The organism is Archangium violaceum, from assembly GCF_016887565.1.
GTDB classification, from domain to species: domain Bacteria; phylum Myxococcota; class Myxococcia; order Myxococcales; family Myxococcaceae; genus Archangium; species Archangium violaceum_B.
Genome location: NZ_CP069396.1, coordinates 9,870,905 through 9,889,674, shown reverse-complemented (window position 1 = coordinate 9,889,674; position 18,770 = coordinate 9,870,905). Strand labels below are relative to the sequence as shown.

Genomic DNA, 18,770 nt, shown 5'->3' with positions numbered 1-18,770 from the left:
AAAGAACGCCCCGATGATCCACGTCGAGGGGCTGACCAAGTACTACGGCAGCCACGCGGCCATCCGGGAGCTCGCCTTCCACATCGAGCGGGGCGAGGTCATCGGCTTCCTGGGGCTCAACGGGGCGGGCAAGACGACCACCCTGAAGATCCTCGGGTGCGTGCTGTTGCCCACGTCGGGACGGGCCGTCATCGACGGCTACGACGTCGTGAGCCATCCGCACGAGGTGCGTCAGCGCATCGGCTTCCTGCCGGACACGCCGCCGCTCTACGACGAGATGCTGGTGGGGGAGTTCCTCGCCTTCGTGGCGCGGCTGCGGGGCGTGCCCTCGCGCGAGGTGTCCGCCCGGGTCTCCGAGGCCGAGGAGAAGACGGGCCTGCGCGACGTGGACGACGCGCCCATCTCCTCGCTGAGCCACGGTTACCGGCAGCGCGTGGGGGTGGCGCAGGCGCTCGTGCACCGGCCGGCGCTGCTCATCCTCGACGAGCCGGGCAGCGGATTGGATCCCCGGCAGATGGTGGAGATGCGCGCGCTCATCCGCGGGCTGCGGGGCGCGCACACGGTGCTCGTCTCCAGCCACCTGTTGTCGGAGATCAGCCAGACGTGTGACCGGCTCCTCGTCATCAAGGATGGGGAGATCGTCGCCCAGGGCACCGAGGAGGAGCTGGGCCAGCGGCTGGGCGGCGGTGGCTTCATCGAGGTGGAGGTGAGGGGCGAGCGGGAGCGGGTGCTGGCGGCGCTCGCGGCCGTGGGGCCGGTGCACGTGGTGGCCGAGGCCGAGGGCGTGATGACGCTCCGGGTGGACGCTCCGGCGGAGCTGCGGCCGAGGGTGGCCCAGGCGGTGGTGGGGGCGGGCCTGGAGCTGCTCCGGCTGGACCGGGGGACGGAGAAGCTCGAGTCCCTCTTCCTGCGCCTCACCCGGGGTCAGGAGGTGACCGCGTCATGATGCGCACGCTGCTCATCGCGCGCCGGGAGCTCGCGGCCTACCTGCGCACCTTTCAGGGGTACATCATCATCGCCATGGTGCTGGCGGTGGACGGCCTGCTCTTCAACGCCTACGCGCTGGGCGGGGTGAGCAAGCGCTCCTCGGAAGTGCTCTCGCTCTTCTTCTTCTTCTCCAGCGGCACCACGCTGGTGGCCTCGGTCTTCATCTCCATGCGGCTGCTGGCCGAGGAGCGGCAGGCGGGCACGCTGCCCCTGCTGTACTCCTCGCCGGTGAAGGACCATGAGATCGTCCTGGGCAAGTTCCTCTCGGCGCTGGCCTTCCTGTCGCTGATGACGCTGGCCACGGTGTTCATGCCGCTGCTGGTGATGGTGCACGGCAAGCTGTCGGTGGGGCACATCGCCGCCGGGTACCTGGGGCTGTTGCTGCTGGGCAGTGCGTCGCTGGCGATTGGCACGTTCGGCTCGGCACTGGCGCGCAACCAGGTGCTGGCCGCCGTCCTCTCCGGGTGCATGCTGGTGGCGCTGCTGACGTGCTGGCTGCTGGCCCGCATCACCGAGCAGCCGCTCTCGGATGTCTTCGGCGCGCTGGCGCTGTGGAACCAGCACTTCCAACCCTTTCAGGCGGGCGTGGTGCACGTGCGCGACGTCGTCTACTACCTGCTCGTCACCTACGTGGCCCTCTTCGCCGCCACGCGGGTGCTCGAGGCGCGGAGGTGGCGATGAGCCTCCGGCCCTCGCCCTGGGTGTCCGTGCTGTACGTGGTGGGCCTGGTGTCCGTGTTCCTCGGCGAGCGCGTGGCGGGCGCTGGTACGGGGCGGCTCGTGCTGAGCGGGCTGGGCCTGGCGCTGGTGCTGCTCGCGGTGGCGTGGCGCGTGACGAGAACGGCGCGGGCCTCGGGTGATGGACGGAGGCTGGAGCGGTGGTTGCTCGGCCTCTTCCTGCTGGGAGGGCTGGGCCTGGCGCTCTACGTCCTCTCCTCGGACGTGGCCCCGTGGGGCGTGCCGTTGAAGAAGCAGGCGCCCAGGCTGGCGGTGGTGCTGGCGGCGCTCTTCCCCGCGCTGCTGGCCGCCACGCTGCTGCCGTTGGTGCTGGTGGAGCTGGCGGTGGCGGCCATGGCGCGAGGGCCGGTGCTGGAGATGGGACGGGTGCGCGCCGCGCTGCACTCGGGGCTGGGGCTGGCCTTCGCGCTCGTCTTCGCCTTCTCGACCATGTACGTGGCCACGCAGGCGGACGTCTCGTGGGACCTGGCGTACTTCCGCACCGCGCGGCCGGGCGAGGCCACGCGGAAGCTGGCGCGAGGCCTCAATGCGCCGGTGGAGGTGACGCTCTTCTTCCCACCCGCCAATGACGTGAGGCAGGCCCTGGAGCAGTACTTCCGGGAGCTGTCGCGGGAGTCCGGTCTGTTGAAGGTGGAGGTGTTGGACCAGGCGGTGGAGCCGGCGCGGGCGAAGTCGATGGGAGTGGGGGAGAACGGCTCCGTGGTGTTCAGCCGGGGCCAGCGCCACGAACGGCTGAAGATACCGCTGGAGCTGGAGCGCGCCCGAGGCCAGTTGCAGCGGTTGGACGAGGACGTGTACCGGCGGCTGCGGATGGTGGCCCGTCCTCGCCGGGTGCTGTACCTCACCGTGGGCCATGGCGAGCGGGGACTGATGCCCCAGGCCGCCACGGCGCTGGAGAAGGCCCGGCCCGGCCTGTCACAGCTCGAGGAGTGGCTGCGCGTGCTGAACGTGGAGGTGCGCACGCTGGGCGTGGCCGAGGGGCTGGAGACGGAGGTGCCTCGCGACGCGGCGGTGGTGGCGGTGGTGGGGCCCGAGCGCGACTTCACCTCGGAGGAGCTCGCCGCGCTGCGACGGTACGTGGAGCACGGTGGGCGGCTGTGGCTCGCGCTGGAGCCGGACGGGCCCGGGCTCGAACCGCTGCTGGAGCCCCTGGGGCTGAAGCTGCTGCGAGCCCCGCTGGCGAACGACCAGCGTTACCTGCGCATCAGCCATCAGCAGAGCGACCGGGGCAACCTGGTGACGGCGAGCTTCTCCTCTCATGTTTCCGTTGGGACACTGGCCTCACTGGGCAGCGAGGCGTCGATCGTCTTCCCCGGAGCGACGGCACTCGAGTCAGTGGAGCCCCTGCCCAAGGGTGTGAAGCACGATGTCTCGGTGCGTGCATCCGCGGAGACGTTCCAGGACACCAATCACGACTTCATCCCGAATGAGGGAGAGCCCCGGCGGGCCTGGCCCCTGGTGGTGGCGGTGGAGAAGGCGGGCGTCTCGGGCGCCTCGCCCGCGCGCGTGGTGGCCATGGGCGACTCGGACGTAATGACCGACGGAGGCCCGCGCGGTTACGGCAATCCCTACCTGCTGGTGGACACGGTGCTCTGGCTGCTCGGCGAGGAGGAGCTGGCGGGCGAGGTGTCCAACGAGGAGGACGTGCCCCTGCAGCACACCCGCCAGAAGGACGTCGTCTGGTTCTACTCGGCCGTCTTCCTGGTTCCAGCAATGGTGCTGGGGGCGGGCTTCCTCGTGACGCGGAGCCGGGGCCGGAGGCGTGCACCCCGGGCTCCTGGTGGGGGCGCGCCATGAGGGCTCGGGGCGTGGTGCTCCAAGGCGTATTGGCGGCGGCGGGACTGGTCGCGGCCTTCCTCGTCTGGCAGCGGGAGCCAGCGGTTCTCCCCGGAGAAGAGGTGGTGCTGGACGCGCCGAAGCAGGCGTTGGAGCGCGTGCGCTACGAGGACGCGTCCGGCTGGGTGGAGCTGTTCCGCGAGGGCTCCGGGGATGGTGCGCTGTGGCTGCGGCTGGGAACGAAGCCGGGGCCCGGTTCGGCTCCTCGCGAGCTGCGGGCGAACGAGATCGCCGAGCAGCTCTTCACCCGCTTCGCGCCGCTGCGGGCCACGCGGGGCCTGGGCGTACTGGACGCACAGACCCTGGCCGAGGTGGGGCTGAAGGACAGCCCCCGGAAGCTGGTGGTGGAGCTGAGCAGTGGTGAGCACGTCTTCACCCTGGCGGGAGCCTCGATCGGCTGGGGCAGCCCGTACCTGCGGCGCGAGGCGGATGGGCGCGTCTTCCTCCTCGGCCCCTCGCTGCTGCCGGACCTGGAGAATGCCGCCAACCGTCTGGTGGATCGGACACTGCATGCCTTCGGGGCCGGCGAGTACGACGCTCTCACCGTCACCCTGGGGAACACCTCGCGTACCTTCCTCGTCCGTCAGCGGGCGCGGCGTCCGGCGGAGCTCGTGCCTCCCGAGACGCCGGACTCGCCGGACGAGACGGCCCGCAAGTGGCACGAGCGCGTGTGGCTGCTCGCGCCAGCCCAGGCGGACTTCCTCGGTCGTGGCGAGGAGCCGCCCGGGGGTGCTCCCCGTGAAGTGTTCCGCGTCGAGTACCGGCGCGGGAACGAGGGCCTCGGCCAGCTCATCGTGGCGCGAAGCGCGGGCGGTGGGTTCTACGCACGCACCGAGTACACCGCCGGCTGGGCGAAGCTGCCCCCCTGGGCCGACTCCATCGTCCTCGAAGCGGAGAAGGTGACCAGGGGGCGCTGAGGGGCCCTGGTGCTACTCGGGTTTCTTCGCCGCGGCCATGGCGCGGTTCACGTAGTCGAAGAGCCGCGGGTCGAGCCCGAACCTGGCGCCGGCCGAGGGCTCCTGCTGGTACATCGTGCCCAGCGACTTCTCGATGCCGGGGTTGCCGCCGGTGAAGGCGCGGACGAGCTCGCCCCAGCGCCGGGCCAGCCGCTGCACGGGCTCGCTGGCCGGGTCGGTGCCCTTCTCCATCTCGGCGCGTACCTGGGCGATGAGCTGCGGCCACTCCTGCTCGACCTGGCGGATGGCGTCCTCGCCGAGTGCCTGCCGGCGCGCCTCGAGCTCCTTCAACTGCTCGGGGGTGTAGTACTTCTCGAACATGGTCATGACCTCGATGGTTTGAACGAGTTGCTCGACGGAGGGCGTCTCCGCCGACCGGAGCTGCGTGGCGAGCGACTCCAGACGCCGGCACAGCTCCTGTTGGAGGGCGAGCTGCTCGCGAGCGCGCGCGAGATGCAGCTCGAGCACCCGGACTGCTGAGTAGCCGGGCTCGTCGATGCAGCGTTTGATCTCCTCCAGCGAGAAGCCGAGCTGGCGGAGCGAGAGGATGCGCTGCAACCGGGCGACATCCTCCGGGGTGTAGAGCCGGTAACCGGCCTCCGTGCGAAGCGACGGAGAGAGCAGGCCCAGCTCGTCGTAATGGTGCAGGGTACGGATGGACAGCCCGGTCCTCCGGGCAAGCTCGCCCACCTTCAGGGTCTCGGGCCGCATGAGGCACGCTCCTTTCGACCACACCGCTGTGTGGCTGCGAGGATGGGTACACCCTCACGTCGCGTGAGGCTCAAGGGAGAAAAGCGAGACCTGCTCGTCCAGCGGGCGGGCGTGCGTTGCTAGGCCGCCGGGGACACGGCCGCCAGCACCCGCTCGACCTCGCGGACCAGCGCGTCCGGCAGGCAGGGCTTGATGACGTAGGCATCGCAGCCGGCGTCCTGCGCCTCGCGCGAGTTCCCGTCCAGCGCATGACCGGTGAGGGCGACCACGGGGATGCAGCGCGTGCGGACATCGTTCTTGAGCCGCCGGGTGGCCTCCCAGCCATCCATCACCGGCAGGGACAGGTCCATGAGGATGACGGAGGGGTGCAGCGCGAAGGCCTTCTCCATGGCCTCCAGACCGTTGCGGGCCTCCGCCACGCGGAAGCCGGAGAACTCGAGGTACTCCGCGTACATCTCCCGGGCATCCTGGTAGTCGTCGACGATCAGGACGAGGGGCGAGCTGTCATTTCGAGCCATGCTGTTCATGTCCGCCTCGTGCGTCGTGGAAGGTACAGCGTGAACGTCGAGCCTTGGGCCGGGGCGCTCCTGAGCGAGATGCGACCGTCGAGCATGGTGGCCAGACGGCGGCAGATGGACAGTCCCAGGCCCGTGCCTCCATAGGCGCGAGTGGGCGAGCTGTCCACCTGCTGGAAGTCTTCCCAAATCTTCTCCTGGTGGCAGGGATCGATGCCGATGCCCGTGTCTTCCACGGCGATGTGGAACGTGGCGGTGGCGAACTCGTACGACGCCAACACCTTGATGGACCCCTCGTGGGTGAACTTCAGGGCGTTGGACAGCAGGTTGACGACGATCTGCTTCACCTTCTGCCGATCACTGTGCACCGGGGGCAGGTTGGGTTCCAGCGAGGCGCTCACCGCCAGCTTCGAGCGCACGATGATGGGATCCAACTCGGCCATGACCTCCTGGACGAGCTCGGGGAGGCGGAACTCGGACAGGTGCAGCGGCATCCGGCCCGCTTCGATGCGGGTGATGTCGAGGATTTCATTGATGATCTCCAACAGGTGACGGCCGTTGGAGTCGATGCGGCTGAGGCTGCGGCGCTGGGGCGGGGGGAGCTCGCCGTTGACGCCCTGCAACAGCATGTTGGTGTAGCCGAGGATGGCGTTGAGCGGCGTGCGCAGCTCGTGGGACATGTTGGCGAGGAACTGCGACTTGGCGGCGCTCGCCTGCTCGAGCTGGATGGCCTGACGGCGCAGCAACTCGTTCTGCGTGGCCAGCTCCTCGGTGGCGGCATTCACCCGGGCGGCCAGCTCGGTGGAGGCCGCCTCGAGCCGCGAGAGCTGACGGCCCTTGTACAGGCGCGTCAGGTGCATGCCCAGGTGACCGGCGAGCCAGGGGACGTCCGGGGACAGCTCCGGCACGGGCGAGGCCACCAGCAGCAGCCCGGGCGAGGGAGTGCCCGGGCTGGCCTTGCCGAGCGACAGGGTGAAGAGGCCCGTCCTGGCCATGGGCAGCTCCATGGGGAGCTGGCCGGGATGGAACCAGTGGGGCTCGGTCCACTGCAGCGCCTCCACCAGGGGATGCTTCGCGTCATGCAGGGCGAGCACGAAGCTCTCGGCGCTGGACAGGCCATGCCAGGCGAGCGGGACGAGACAGTGCGAGTCCGACTCATCGGGCGCCAGGCACAGCACCTGCTGCACGCCCGCGTTGTGCACGAGCCACGCCACCGCGGCCTCGGCGCAGGTCCGGGCGTCGTCGCACCCGAGCAGCAACTCGGCGAACGCGAGTCGCGCCTCGGAGCCGGGCGCGGGCGGCGACGGCAGGGCGGCGGTGGATGGCAAGACGCGTCGCTCCGGTGTCCTCGGGGTACGGGTCGGGAGTTACGGATCGATGATGCCGAGGATCACCATGGTTCTGCGTCACCCGGGGCGAATGGCCAACTCCCCGCCGACAGGGGTGTTGGCTCGTGCACACCTCAAAGCTTCAATGGAGGACAGGCAGGCGGGCGAGGCCGCCTGGTGGGCCGCCTTCCCGCCCTTCGGCCGCATTCCTAGCGTGTAGGACATGGTGGAAGAGCGCACGCACAAGTCGCTGTGGACGGAGACGACCCCGGCGCGGCGTTACCCGGCGCCGCAGGGGGACCTCGAGGTGGACGTGGTGGTGATTGGCGGAGGCATCGCGGGCCTCACCACGGCGTACCTGCTCAAGCAGGAGGGCAAGCGTGTGGCGGTGGTGGAGATGCACCGGCTGCTGACGGGGCAGACGGGGCAGACCACGGCGCACCTCACCGAGCTATTGGACTCGCCGTACTACACCCTGGCCTCGGACTTCGGAGAGAAGGGCGCGTGCATGGCCGCCGAGTCCACTCGCGCGGCCATCGAGAAGATCGCCGGGCTGGTGGAGCAACTGCGCATCTCGTGCGGCTTCCAACGGGTGCCCGGGTACCGCTACGCGGAGACGGAGCGGGAGGCGCGGGACCTGGAGCGCGAGGCCAATGCGGCGCGGCGGGCGGGGCTGATGTGCATGCTGACGAACGAGGTGCCGCTGCCGTATCCGGTGAAGCTGGCGTTGCGTGTGGAGGATCAGGCGCAGTTCCACCCGCGCGAGTACCTGCTGGCGCTCGCCGAGGGGATTCAGGGGGACGGCTGCTACATCTTCGAGGAGACGCAGATGACGGAGCTGCGCGAGGGCGTCCCGTGCCGGGTGCACACCCCGCATGGCGTCATCACGTGCCGGGACGTGGTGGAGGCGACCACGACGCCGCTCAACCGCGTCTTCCTGCACACGAAGCTGTATCCGTATCGGACGTACGCGGTGGCGGGGCCGCTGGAGGGCCCGTTGGAGGCGGGGCTCTATTACGACAGCCAGGATCCGTATCACTACATCCGCACCCAGAAGGTGGAGGGGGTGGACTACGTCATCGTCGGGGGCGAGGACCACAAGGTGGGGACGGAGGAGGACACCGAGCGCCACTACGAGGCGTTGGAGGCATACACGCGGCGGCGCTTCCCGGTGACACGGATCGACTACCGCTGGTCGGGTCAGGTCATCGAGCCGGCGGACGGATTGGCATACATCGGGCGTAACAGCAATTCACGGCACGTCTGGGTGGCCACGGGCTTCTCCGGCACGGGCATGACGTTCGGGACGCTGTCGGGGATGATCCTCACGGACCTCATCCTCGGGAGGCAGAACCCGTACGCGGCGCTCTACGACGCCACGCGGGTGAAGCCGAGGGCGGGAGCGAAGGACTTCATCCAGGAGAACGCGGAGGTGGCGTTCCACTTCGTGGCGGACCGGCTGTCGAAACCGGAGGGACATGACCTGTCCGAGGTGCCGCCCGGGGAGGGCCGCATCCTGGAGGTGGATGGGAAGAAGGTGGCCGTGTTCAAGGAGGAGGGCGGGGCGGTGCACGCGGTGAGCCCGGTGTGCACGCACCTGGGATGCCACGTGCACTGGAACAAGGCCGAGCGCTCCTGGGATTGCCCGTGTCACGGGGCGCGCTACAGCCCGACGGGTGAGGTGCTCAACGGCCCGGCGGTGAAGGGCCTGCAGTCGAAGAAGATCCGCTGAGTCCACGGGCGGAGACTGTTCGAGAGCGGAGAGGGAGGCATGCGGCGGCGGGTAGCATGGGCCGCATGGGCTTCCCGTGCTCCAGGATGTGTCTCGCGCTTCTCGGCGTACTGCTGAGTGCTTGTGCCACCTCTGCGCCCTACGTGCGCGAGGAGGTCGAGGCGCCCGAGGTGGTGTCCTCCTCATGGGAGGAGGCCCGCGCGGACCCGACCTGCGTGGTGCCGCTGTGCGACGAGGAGCGCTGCGCCATCTGGCGCTGCCAGGACGTGGTGGAGGTGGAGCCCCACGCCGTGGTTCTGGCGCAGGCCGTGGTTCCGCCTTCGGCTCCCGCTCCAATGTCCCGCACTCCCCTGGTGCAGGGTGCGAGTGCGAGCCGCTGGTGGGGCCGCCCGCTCGCCGAGCACAACGACGCGGCCCCCATCTTCGAGATCCCCTGGCACAACTGGAACACCCGGGAGTCGAGCGCACGCAGGCTCTTCCTCCACCAGTGCCTCATCCCACGTGAGCCCTTCGAGAAGCACCATATCTTCCCGCGACAGCCAGTGCTGGCCAGATGGTTCAAGATCAAGGGCATCGACATTCACGCCTTCACCATCCGCCTCCCCAAGAGCTTCCACACCTGGCTGCACAGTGGTGGCCCCGAAGGTGGTCAGTGGAATGAGGCTTGGCGTCAGTTCCGGAAAAACAACAGTGGCGCCCTCCCGGATGCAATATGGCGCTTCGCGGGCGAGCTCATGATTCGATTCGGAGTGAGTGGCCCGTTCGTGCCGTACTATTGCGACTGAAGAGTGAGCACGAGGATGCGTTATTTCATCGTCGAGGAAGACAGGTCGTCGGGCTACACGGGCCGCGTTGACGCCGTGCACAAATGGGGGCTTCCGGGCCTCTCCAATTGCCCTGCCTGCAATGCCACTTGGGGTGGCGGTTCCAAAGATTATCCCTCGGTGGATTTGACCCCAGTGGCGTCCTTGGCCGACTTCGAGGAGGCTCGGCCCGAGCCCATCGAGGAGTACGAAAGGATGTGTGAGCTGGTTCGTCCCTTTCTACCTCCGGGGGCGGTGTTGGAACCGGGGTCGGAATTTGGCCCACTCGTGGGCAATGCCCGAGGCCGTTTCGGGCCCCTCGTGTCTCCCGTCCCCTGGTGGCTGTTGGTGCAGCGCGAGGCGCTGGAGAAGCTCCAAGCCGAGGGCCTACGAGGTCTCAAGGGGTGCCGGACCGAACTCCGTTTTCGCCAGCGCAACTCGCCCGAGCTGCTCGAACTAGAACTGCTCCCTCTGGGCCGAGCGCATCCGGATTGTCTGCCTCGGAATCGCAAACCTCCGTGCTCTCGCTGTAGACGCAACGGGCTCACCCGGCCTGATGACTCGTTGCTCCTGCTGGATTCCAGCACGATTCCCGAACACCTGGACCTGTTCCGCTTGGAGGACTTCTCCACCGCGATCGTCTGTACCGAGCGCTTCGTCAATGCCTGCCGGCGCCTGGGGCTGGATGGCGTGACCTTCTTTCCCGTGTCGTCGAAGTAGGACGCGTCGAGTGGTGCTGCGCGGAGCCCGCTGCCCGAGGTGCGCAAGGTACTGGCGAAGGCCGACCTGGTCTGTACCGTGGTTTACGAACGGAGAGGCCTGCGGCGGCGGGTAGCATGGGCTTCCCGCGCTCCTGGATGTGTCTCGCGCTTCTCGGCGTACTGCTGAGCGGCTGTGTCACCTCGGCACCCGACGTGCGCGAGGAGGTCGAGGCGCCCGAGGTGGTGTCCTCCTCATGGGAGGAGGCCCGCGCGGACCCGACCTGCGTGGTGCCGCTGTGCGACGAGGAGCGCTGTGCCATCTGGCGCTGCCAGGACGTGGTGGAGGTGGCGCCCCACGCCGTGGTCCTGGCGCAGGCCGTGGCTCCGCCTTCGGCACCCGCTCCGATGTTCCGCGCGCCCCTGGTGGAGGGTCCGAGTGCGAGCCGCTGGTGGGGTCACCCGCTCTCCGAGCGCAGCCACGCGGCCCCCATCTTCGAGATCCCCTGGCACAACTGGAGGACTCGCGAGTCGAGCGCGCGCAGGCTCTTCCTGCACCAGTGCTTCATCGCGCGTGAGCCCTTCGAGAAGCACCACATCTTCCCTCAGCAGCGAGTGCTGGCTCTGTGGTTCAAGAGCAAAGGTATCGACATCCACGCCTTCACCATTCGCCTCCCCAAGAGCTTCCATACCTGGCTGCACAGTGGAGGGCCCGAAGGTGGTCAGTGGAATGAGGCCTGGCGTCAGTTCAAGGAGCGGAATGAAGGAGCACTCCCAGAGAAGATCTGGGGCTTCGCGGGCGAACTCATGATGCGATTCGGGGTAGATGGCCCACTCGTGCCGTACTACTGCGGTTAAAAGGGGGCAAGGAACTGCGGATGCACCATTTCAGGATCAAGCAGGACAGGTCATTGGGCTACACGGGTAGCGTTGACGCCGTGCACAAGTGGGGGCTCCCGGGCATCTTCAAGTGCCCTGCCTGCAAGGCCACCTGGAGTGGCGGCTCCAAGGTGTATCCGTCGGTGGATTTGAGCCCGGTGCTCTCCCTGGCCGACTTCGAGGAAGCTCGGGCAGAGCCCATCGAAGAATACGAGAGGTTGTGTGCGCTGGTTCGCCCCCTGCTGCCTCCGGGAGCCGTATTGCAACCGGGAGCGGGTCTGGGCCCGCTGGTGGGCAATGCCCGGGGCCGCTTCGGGTCATTCGCGTCTCCCGACCCCTGGTGGCTGCTGGTGCAGCGCGAGGCGCTGGAGAAGCTCGAGGCCGAGGGCCTGCGAGGGCTCAAGGGGTGCCGTACCGAGCTCCGCTTTCGCCAGCGCAATTCGCCCGAGTTTCTCGAGCTGGAAATCCTTCCCCAGGGTCGTACTCACCCGGACTGTCTTCCCTCCCATCACGACCCCCCTTGCTCTCGTTGTCTCCGCTTTGGTCTTTCGCTGCCTGATGACCTCTTGCTGGACGCCAGCACGCTTCCCAACGACCGGGATCTGTTCCGGTTGGAGGACTTCTCCGGCGTCATCGTCTGCACCGAGCGCTTCGTCGACGCCTGCCAGCGCCTGGGATTGGACGGCGTGGCCTTCCTCCCCCTGCCGTCGAAGTAGGTCGTGTCGAGCGGTGCTGCGCGGAGCGCGCGCGGATGGCACGATGGGTCCATGCCCGCCGCGACCGCTCGTGCCCTTCCCACCACCGACGCCGTTCCCTCCACCGAGAGCCTCCTGCCGGAGGGCTTCACACCCGCTGCGCGCAGGGCGCTGGCGAAGGCCGATCCGGTGCTCGGTGAGCTGATGAAGCGGGTGGGGCCCTTCACCATGAAGGTGAATTCGATTCAGAGCCCCTTCCTGGCGCTGGCGGAGTCCATCGTCTACCAGCAGCTCACGGGCAAGGCCGCGGCCACCATTTTCGGGCGGGTCTGCGAGCGCGTGGGGACGGGGAAGCGTTTCACGCCAGAGGCGGTGCTCGCCCATCCGGTGGAGGGTCTGCGCGAGGCGGGACTCTCCGGCGCCAAGACGGCGGCGCTGAAAGACCTGGCGGCGAAGGCGCTGGAGGGCGAGGTGCCCACGCTGGCCCGGGCGAAGCGCATGAGCGACGCCGAGCTGGTGGAGCACCTCATCAAGGTGCGTGGAATCGGGCAGTGGACGGTGGAGATGCTGCTCATCTTCCGGCTCGGCCGTCCGGACGTGCTGCCGGTGGACGACTACGGCATCCGCAAGGGCTTCATGCTCACGTATGGACTCTCCGAGCTCCCGCGCCCCAAGGAACTGCTGGCTCACGGTGAGCGCTGGCGCCCCTGGCGCACCGTGGCGAGCTGGTACCTGTGGCGCTCGCTGGACCTCCTCAAGTCCGCTCCCTCTGGCAGATCGGCGAGGTGAGAGCGCCAGGAGTGACGGAAGGGGGCATCCATTTGCGCACAACGTGCGCTGAGGCTCCGGGTGCCGCGATGCGGGGACAAACCCCCGGAAGTCCATGTCACGACGCTCGTCCGGGCCCCGGCGGAGAAGGAGAGCGCTCGCGCGTTGCCTCGCCGGGTGCACGTCTGTACAGTGCCGCGCTCCATGAAGCGTGAGAAGGAAGAGGGGGCTTTCGCCGGTGCCCGGCGCAAGCCCTGGGCGGGTCCGCGTGGTCTCGAGGCCGTCCTCCAGGGCTGGCGCGACGACAAGCAACTCTGGCCCAACTTCGTCCTCGACGAGGTGACGCCGGCCCGGGCCGGTTCATACGCGCCCATCCCCGAGGACGTGGCGCCCCAGGTGCGCGAGGCCCTCGAGCGCCGTGGCATCGATCGGCTCTTCTCCCACCAGGCCGAGGCCTTCCAACTGGCTCGCGCCGGACGGAGCCTCGTCATCGCCACGCCCACCGCCTCGGGAAAGAGCCTCTGTTACAACCTGCCGCTGCTGGACCGCTTCGCGCGGGAGCCGCAGGCGCGCGCCCTCTACCTCTTCCCCACCAAGGCGCTCTCGAGGGATCAGGAGGAGTCGCTGCGCGTCTTCATGCGCGAGGCGGGCCTGGAGCACGGCGCCATCACCTTCGACGGGGACACCCCGGGGGATGCCCGGCGCGCGGCTCGTGAGCGCAGCGGCGTGGTGCTCACCAACCCGGACATGCTGCACACCGGCATCCTCCCGCACCACGCCAACTGGGCGCGGCTCTTCTCCAACCTGCGCTACGTCGTCATCGACGAGCTGCACACCTACCGCGGCGTCTTCGGCTCGCATCTGGCCAACGTGCTGCGCCGGCTGCAGCGCGTGGCCGCCTTCCATGGCTCGTCGCCGGTGTTCGTGCTGGCCTCGGCCACCATCGGCAACCCGAAGGCCCACGCCGAGCGGATGCTGGGCCGCGAGGTGTCACTCGTCTCCGAGAGCGGCGCGCCCGCTGGCGAGCGCCGGGTCATGGTCTACAACCCGCCGGTGGTGAACGCGGAGCTGGGCATCCGCGCCAGCTACCTCAAGAGCGCGGTGCGGCTGGTGTCGGACCTGGTGCGCGCCGAGGTGTCCACGCTGCTCTTCGGCCAGTCGCGCAACAACATCGAGGTGATGCTCAAGTACCTCCGCGACCAGTTCATCGCGGACAAGATGGACCCCAACCTCATCCAGGGCTACCGGGGTGGCTACCTCCCGGGCACGCGCCGGGCCACCGAGGCCGCCATGCGCGCGGGCGAGGTGCGCTGCGTGGTGGCCACCAACGCGCTGGAGCTGGGCATCGACATCGGCTCGCTCGACGCGGTGGTGTGCGCCGGTTACCCGGGCTCGGTGGCGGCGCTGATGCAGCGCTTCGGCCGCGCGGGACGCCGGGGCGCGGGCAGCCTCGCGCTCCTCGTGTCCTCCAGCGCGCCGTTGGACCAGTACCTCGCGGGTGACCCGAAGTACCTCACCGGTGCCCCGGTGGAGCACGCGCGCATCGATCCGGACAACGTGGAGATCCTCGTCCAGCACCTCAAGTGCGCAGCCTTCGAGCTGCCCTTCGAGGAGGGAGACACCTTCGGGGACGTGCCGGCCGAGTCCACCACGGACGCGCTCGGGTTCCTCGCGCAGCACGAGGTGGTGCATCCCACGCCGGGCCCCGAGGGCCGCAAGATGTTCCACTGGTCCGCGGATGCGTACCCGGCCAACCACGTTTCGCTGCGCAGTGTGGGCTGGGACAACGTGGTCATCATCGAGCTGGGCACGGACCGGACGCTCGCGGAGATGGACTTCCGCTCGGCGCACACCATGCTGCACGAGCAGGCCATCTACCAGCACGAGGCCGAGCAGTACCAGGTCGAGCGCTTCGACTACGAGAACCACAAGGCCTACGTGCGCAAGGTGGCGCCGGACTACTTCACCGACGCGATGACGTACGTGCGGGTCAACGTCATCCAGGAGGACCAGGGCGCCGCCATGGGCCCGGACCTCCACGCGGGCATGGGCGAGGTGAGCGTCATCGAGAAGGTGGTGGGCTACAAGAAGATCAAGTTCCACACGCACGAGAACGTGGGCTACGGCGACGTGCGCCTGCCCGAGATGCAGATGCACACCACCTCGCTCTGGCTCACCGTGCCGGAGACCGTGGTGCGCTCGCTGGGCGCGCCCCGGCCCGCCGTCATCGACGCGCTCCGGGGAATCGCCAGCGCGCTGCGCACCGTGGCCTGCGTGGGGTTGATGATCGACCCGAGGGATCTCGGCAAGACGCTCGGGAGCAAGGACGACGCGGACGGGCCGCCGCGCAAGGACGGCGGCGTGGGCTTCGACCCGACCATCTTCCTCTATGACAACGTGCCCGGCGGCGTGGGGCTGGCCGCGCGTCTGTTCGACCAGCGCGAGGAATTGCTGCGGCGCGCGCGCAGGCTGCTGGAGTCGTGCGCGTGCGAGGACGGGTGCCCCGCATGCATCGGGCCGGCCGCGGGCGCCATGCCCGGGAGCGCGCCGGTCGATTCTCATCCACGCAAGCGGCTGGGGCTCGAGATCCTCTCGGCGCTCGGGGTCGTGGCTCTGCAGTAGACGAGGCGCGCCGTGGACCTGAAGCGAAAGCTGGCACGGCTCGGCGGTATCGGCCCCGGTGGCAAGCCGGCGGCGAAGCCGTCTCCCGCTCCGGAAGCCCCGGAGCCAGAGGCGTCCGTCTCCCCGGCGGTGGAAGCTCCGGCCGCTTCGCCGGAGGCTCCTCCCACTCCGGAGCCGCCCCGGAAGGAGCCGGACCCGCGAATCGTCGCGCTGCGCCGGATGCTCGGCGACTGGGCCGAGCGTCAGGAGGCGGCGGTCGCGCGCAGGGGTCCTTCCGCCGCGCCGCGTCCACGTCCGGGCCCGCTTCCCGCCCAGCCGCGCACGACGCCCCACGGCGTGGTCCATGTCGCCGAGCGCCTGCTGCCTCCGGACCACCAGCACGGCAGTGCACCGCTCGCGGAGGCCCTGGACGTGGAGGCGCCGCTGGTGGCCAGCCTCGCGCTGCAGCCGGGACTGGCGGGCGTGGACTTCCAGCGCATGCTCTTCCTGGACACGGAGACGACCGGGCTCGCGGGAGGGACGGGCACCGTGCCCTTCCTGGTGGGGCTCGCGTGGTTCGAGGGCCGCTCGCTGCGGGTGCATCAGCTCTTCCTTTCCCGGCTGGGTGAGGAGACGCCCATGCTGCGGGTGCTGGCCGAGCGCATGGCGGAGTCCTCCTGCCTGGTGACGTTCAATGGCAAGAGCTTCGACTGGCCGCTGCTGCGCACCCGCTTCGTGCTCAACCGCGTGCCCCCGCCCGCCGAGCTGCCGCACCTGGACCTGCTGCACTGCGCGCGCCGGGTCTTCAAGTACCGCGGCTCGGGGACGCGGCTGGTTCACCTGGAGGAGCAGGTGCTCGGCTACCACCGGGTGGACGACGTGGACGGCTCGCTGATTCCGGACCTCTACTTCCGCTTCCTGCGCGGCTCGGACGGCTCGGACCTCACACCGGTGCTGGAGCACAACGCGAACGACCTGCTGCTGCTGGCGGCGCTGCTGGGCGTGCTGGTGCGGCGCTTCCGGGCGAGTGGCGCGGAGGGCGAGGATCCGCGCGACCTGCTCGGCTTCGCGGGGGTGGCCCTGCGAGCGCGGGACTACGAGCGCGCCCATGCCTTCGCCCGGGCCGCCGCCGCGGGAGACCCGGGGGCGGTGGGCGTCGAGGCGCTCGCGCTGGCCTCCCGGCTGTCCCGGAGGGTGGGGGATGACCAGACGGCGGCGGCGAACCTGCACAAGGCGCTCGCCTCGGCCCGGGGGGAGAAGGCGGCGCCCCTGCACCTCTCCCTGGCCAAGCTGTACGAACATGACCTCAAGGATCTCCCGCGAGCCCTGCAACACGCGAGGCTCGCCGCGTCCGCCGAGGGCGCCGACGCCTCGCGGCGCCGCATCGAGCGTCTGGAGCGCAAGCTGTCCCGCGTGACGCGCGAGTACACGCTGGATTTCGGTGCTCCTCCGTCGCGCACGGGACCCTGAGCCGCGCGGCTCGAGCGGAATCGAACGGAGCAACCCTCCCTTCTGGACCACTCCACTGTCGGACAGTGGTGCCTTCCATCGCTCCCAGGTCCGAGCGGCCCCTTTGCCACTTGAACCGCACCGAGGGACTTCCCAAGTAGGGCGGGCCTGTTTCTCTCTCGGCGGAGACGCGGAGGTAGCGGTATGGGCGGCAAGAAGGTTGGGGGGGTGCTCGTCTGGCTGGTCCTCGCGGGAGTGCTGGGGAGCTGTGCCTCGGCTCCACGCGCTTCTCCGTCACCCGAGCCCGGTACGGGCGGCGGCGGTGAGGGCGGGCTGTCGCGGCGCGAGCGCCAGGAGTTCTACCACCTGCCCCAGGGCAACGAGCACCTCTGGCTCGCCGTCCTCCGCGCGCTCCCGAGCCGTGCCACCCTGGAGGGGCGGGTGAGCGGGTTCCAGTCCTTCCTGGATGACCCCGAGCGCTTCGGCCTGCTGGCGGACCCCGAGCACCCCGAGGGATTGCCGGTGGGTGTGGCGCTCGTCCCCTCCAGCGAGCGTCAACCCGCGGCGCGCGTGGGCGTCAACTGCGCGGCCTGCCATGTGGGCGAGTTCCACTACCGGGGTCGCCGGGTGCGGGTGGATGGTGCGCCGAGCCTCCTCAGCATGGATGACTTCAACCGGGAAGCGGTCGAGGTCCTGTCCAGGACGCTCGCGGATCGCTCGCGGTTGCTGGACTTCCTCCAGCGGCTGGCGATGCACCTGCCCGAGCAGACGCGAGGCGGACCGAGGCGCTTCGACGGACCGGTGGACGCCGCGCGGTTGCAGGTGGCCTATCCCGACACGGACCTGACGCCGGATGGGGAGTCGAGCGCTCAGGAGAAGCTCGTGGCCCAGGTGGAGTGGTACTGCGGCTCCCAGACTCCGACGCCGTGTGGGCCTCCGACGCTCGGGCCGGAGCCGGAGCGGGTGCGGGAGTTCGATGAGCAGCTCACGCAGTACGTCCACGAGCTGAGCCGGAAGCAGGTGCGCACCGTGCCCGATGCCATCCGTCTGCTGCGGGGGCACCTGCTGTACTTCATGCGCCTGGGCAAGCTGAAGTTCGGCACCTACGCGGGCCCTGGCCGGGTCGACGCCTTCGGGGTGGCGCGTGGCGTGCTCTTCGGGCCCAGGGCGGCGGGAGTGCTCGTGTCCCCGGTGAGCTACCCCTGCCTCTGGGAGTTCCAGACCCAGCCGTGGCTGCACTGGGATGGGAACACCAACGCGATGATGGAGCGCAACATCGGCCAGGCGCTCGGCATGGGCGCGACGGTCGACCCGAAGACCTTCGCGTCCTCCATCCTTCCTCGCAACCTGGCGGAGCTCGAGCGGCTCTCGCGCAAGATTGAGTCGCCCCGGTGGCCCCAGGACGTCTTCGGGAAGTTGGACCCGGCGCGCATCGAGCGCGGGAGCCAGCTCTTCGCTCGCGAGTGCCAGAGCTGCCATGGTCCCACGGGCAGCGTGGTGCCCCTGTCCGAGGTGCGCACCGATGGGAACCGGGCCCGGAGCTTCGGGGCGGAGGTGGAGGGGCTGCCGTTCCCCGCCGCGCTGCAGGACGTGCTCTCGCGGGTGAAGCAGCGGGCGTATGCGCGCGAGGGCATGAGGGCCGAGGAGATTCAACCGTTGGACCCTGGCCTCATCTACTGGCGCGCTCCCGAGGGCTATGTGGCCCGGCCATTGGATGGCGTCTGGGCGACTCCGCCGTACCTGCACAACGGCTCCGTGCCCACGCTGTGGCACCTGCTGCAGCCGGCCTCGGCACGTCCGGCGCGCTTCCCCATGGGCCAGCAGGAGTACGACCCGGAGCGGGTCGGTTACGTCACCGAGGTCTCCGGCGCGCCGCGCTTCACCTTCGACGTGTCGATGCCCGGCAACGGCAACGCGGGGCACGAGTATGGGACCGCGCTGTCCGACGAGGAGAAGCGCGACCTGCTCGAGTACCTGAAGTCACTCTGACGACCAGGCGCGCTGTGGCACGGGGCCCCTGGAGAGGGGCGGGCTCGCCGGACCCCGCCGGACATGGTGGGCCCGTTGACCCCTTT

At 69.5% G+C, this 18,770-nt stretch carries 16 protein-coding genes; 13 read left to right on the top strand and 3 right to left on the bottom strand.

Annotation, left to right across the window (positions count from 1 at the left end; genetic code table 11):
• Positions 1 to 13: 13 nt before the first annotated feature.
• The 4 genes from JRI60_RS39425 to JRI60_RS39410 are packed head-to-tail and all read left to right on the top strand — an operon-like array spanning position 14 to position 4,477.
• Positions 14 to 946 (top strand): ABC transporter ATP-binding protein, encoded by a 933-nt coding sequence (locus tag JRI60_RS39425; RefSeq protein ID WP_204221165.1) that lies wholly within the window; start codon positions 14 to 16, stop codon positions 944 to 946.
• Positions 943 to 1,668: an ABC transporter permease gene (locus JRI60_RS39420; RefSeq protein WP_239469998.1), complete on the top strand. Its 726-nt coding sequence runs from the start codon at positions 943 to 945 to the stop codon at positions 1,666 to 1,668. Before JRI60_RS39425 ends, JRI60_RS39420 begins: the two co-directional genes overlap by 4 nt.
• Positions 1,665 to 3,521: a DUF4350 domain-containing protein gene (locus JRI60_RS39415; protein ID WP_204221164.1), complete on the top strand. Its 1,857-nt coding sequence runs from the start codon at positions 1,665 to 1,667 to the stop codon at positions 3,519 to 3,521. Before JRI60_RS39420 ends, JRI60_RS39415 begins: the two co-directional genes overlap by 4 nt.
• On the top strand, positions 3,518 to 4,477 hold the full coding sequence (locus JRI60_RS39410) for a hypothetical protein (protein ID WP_204221163.1): 960 nt from the start codon (positions 3,518 to 3,520) through the stop codon (positions 4,475 to 4,477). The genes JRI60_RS39415 and JRI60_RS39410 overlap by 4 nt, the downstream gene beginning before the upstream one ends.
• Before the next feature lie 12 nt (positions 4,478 to 4,489).
• Here the strand turns inward: JRI60_RS39410 and JRI60_RS39405 are convergent, their stop codons facing one another.
• The 3 genes from JRI60_RS39405 to JRI60_RS39395 form a co-directional block, all read right to left on the bottom strand.
• Positions 4,490 to 5,227 carry a MerR family transcriptional regulator gene (locus JRI60_RS39405; RefSeq protein WP_204221162.1) on the bottom strand — a complete coding sequence of 246 codons (738 nt, stop codon included), beginning with the start codon at positions 5,225 to 5,227 and terminating at the stop codon, positions 4,490 to 4,492.
• 119 nt (positions 5,228 to 5,346) lie between these two features.
• Positions 5,347 to 5,754, bottom strand: a complete 408-nt coding sequence (locus JRI60_RS39400; RefSeq protein ID WP_239469997.1) for a response regulator — start codon at positions 5,752 to 5,754, stop codon at positions 5,347 to 5,349.
• Positions 5,751 to 7,070 carry a sensor histidine kinase gene (locus tag JRI60_RS39395; protein ID WP_239469996.1) on the bottom strand — a complete coding sequence of 440 codons (1,320 nt, stop codon included), beginning with the start codon at positions 7,068 to 7,070 and terminating at the stop codon, positions 5,751 to 5,753. Before JRI60_RS39395 ends, JRI60_RS39400 begins: the two co-directional genes overlap by 4 nt.
• A 223-nt stretch (positions 7,071 to 7,293) precedes the next feature.
• Between JRI60_RS39395 and JRI60_RS39390 the strand changes: the two genes are divergently transcribed.
• The 9 genes from JRI60_RS39390 (at position 7,294) to JRI60_RS39350 (ending at position 18,684) form a co-directional block, all read left to right on the top strand.
• On the top strand, positions 7,294 to 8,802 hold the full coding sequence (locus JRI60_RS39390) for an FAD-dependent oxidoreductase (RefSeq protein WP_204221161.1): 1,509 nt from the start codon (positions 7,294 to 7,296) through the stop codon (positions 8,800 to 8,802).
• A 65-nt stretch (positions 8,803 to 8,867) separates the two neighbouring features.
• A complete protein-coding gene (gene sitA6, locus JRI60_RS39385) occupies positions 8,868 to 9,587 on the top strand; it encodes a SitA6 family polymorphic toxin lipoprotein (RefSeq protein WP_430384343.1) in 720 nt (239 codons plus the stop codon).
• Between the two features lie 15 nt (positions 9,588 to 9,602).
• On the top strand, positions 9,603 to 10,325 hold the full coding sequence (gene sitI6, locus JRI60_RS39380) for a SitI6 family double-CXXCG motif immunity protein (protein ID WP_204221159.1): 723 nt from the start codon (positions 9,603 to 9,605) through the stop codon (positions 10,323 to 10,325).
• A gap of 116 nt (positions 10,326 to 10,441) precedes the next feature.
• Entirely contained in the window at positions 10,442 to 11,161 is a 720-nt protein-coding gene (sitA6, locus tag JRI60_RS39375; protein WP_430384342.1) for a SitA6 family polymorphic toxin lipoprotein, read from the top strand.
• Positions 11,162 to 11,181: 20 nt separating this feature from the next.
• On the top strand, positions 11,182 to 11,898 hold the full coding sequence (gene sitI6 / locus JRI60_RS39370) for a SitI6 family double-CXXCG motif immunity protein (protein ID WP_204221157.1): 717 nt from the start codon (positions 11,182 to 11,184) through the stop codon (positions 11,896 to 11,898).
• A 51-nt stretch (positions 11,899 to 11,949) separates the two neighbouring features.
• The gene (locus JRI60_RS39365) at positions 11,950 to 12,666 is read left to right on the top strand and encodes a DNA-3-methyladenine glycosylase family protein (protein WP_204221156.1); all 717 of its coding nucleotides are present in this window, start codon (positions 11,950 to 11,952) and stop codon (positions 12,664 to 12,666) included.
• A 183-nt stretch (positions 12,667 to 12,849) separates the two neighbouring features.
• Positions 12,850 to 15,267: a DEAD/DEAH box helicase gene (locus tag JRI60_RS39360; protein WP_204221155.1), complete on the top strand. Its 2,418-nt coding sequence runs from the start codon at positions 12,850 to 12,852 to the stop codon at positions 15,265 to 15,267.
• Positions 15,268 to 15,279: 12 nt separating this feature from the next.
• Complete coding sequence (locus JRI60_RS39355; protein ID WP_204221154.1) at positions 15,280 to 16,716, top strand: ribonuclease H-like domain-containing protein; 1,437 nt, start codon at positions 15,280 to 15,282, stop codon at positions 16,714 to 16,716.
• 183 nt (positions 16,717 to 16,899) lie between these two features.
• Positions 16,900 to 18,684, top strand: coding sequence for a di-heme-cytochrome C peroxidase (locus JRI60_RS39350; RefSeq protein WP_204221153.1), 1,785 nt, complete (start codon positions 16,900 to 16,902; stop codon positions 18,682 to 18,684).
• The last annotated feature ends 86 nt before the right edge of the window (positions 18,685 to 18,770 follow it).

Coding starts and splice junctions, on each gene's coding strand:
- JRI60_RS39425 (WP_204221165.1), top strand. CDS start 14: ATGATCCACGTCGAGGGGCTGACCAAGTACTACGGCAGCCACGCGGCC.
- JRI60_RS39420 (WP_239469998.1), top strand. CDS start 943: ATGATGCGCACGCTGCTCATCGCGCGCCGGGAGCTCGCGGCCTACCTG.
- JRI60_RS39415 (WP_204221164.1), top strand. CDS start 1,665: ATGAGCCTCCGGCCCTCGCCCTGGGTGTCCGTGCTGTACGTGGTGGGC.
- JRI60_RS39410 (WP_204221163.1), top strand. CDS start 3,518: ATGAGGGCTCGGGGCGTGGTGCTCCAAGGCGTATTGGCGGCGGCGGGA.
- JRI60_RS39405 (WP_204221162.1), bottom strand. CDS start 5,227: ATGCGGCCCGAGACCCTGAAGGTGGGCGAGCTTGCCCGGAGGACCGGG.
- JRI60_RS39400 (WP_239469997.1), bottom strand. CDS start 5,754: ATGAACAGCATGGCTCGAAATGACAGCTCGCCCCTCGTCCTGATCGTC.
- JRI60_RS39390 (WP_204221161.1), top strand. CDS start 7,294: ATGGTGGAAGAGCGCACGCACAAGTCGCTGTGGACGGAGACGACCCCG.
- sitA6 (WP_430384343.1), top strand. CDS start 8,868: ATGGGCTTCCCGTGCTCCAGGATGTGTCTCGCGCTTCTCGGCGTACTG.
- sitI6 (WP_204221159.1), top strand. CDS start 9,603: ATGCGTTATTTCATCGTCGAGGAAGACAGGTCGTCGGGCTACACGGGC.
- sitA6 (WP_430384342.1), top strand. CDS start 10,442: ATGGGCTTCCCGCGCTCCTGGATGTGTCTCGCGCTTCTCGGCGTACTG.
- sitI6 (WP_204221157.1), top strand. CDS start 11,182: ATGCACCATTTCAGGATCAAGCAGGACAGGTCATTGGGCTACACGGGT.
- JRI60_RS39365 (WP_204221156.1), top strand. CDS start 11,950: ATGCCCGCCGCGACCGCTCGTGCCCTTCCCACCACCGACGCCGTTCCC.
- JRI60_RS39360 (WP_204221155.1), top strand. CDS start 12,850: ATGAAGCGTGAGAAGGAAGAGGGGGCTTTCGCCGGTGCCCGGCGCAAG.
- JRI60_RS39350 (WP_204221153.1), top strand. CDS start 16,900: ATGGGCGGCAAGAAGGTTGGGGGGGTGCTCGTCTGGCTGGTCCTCGCG.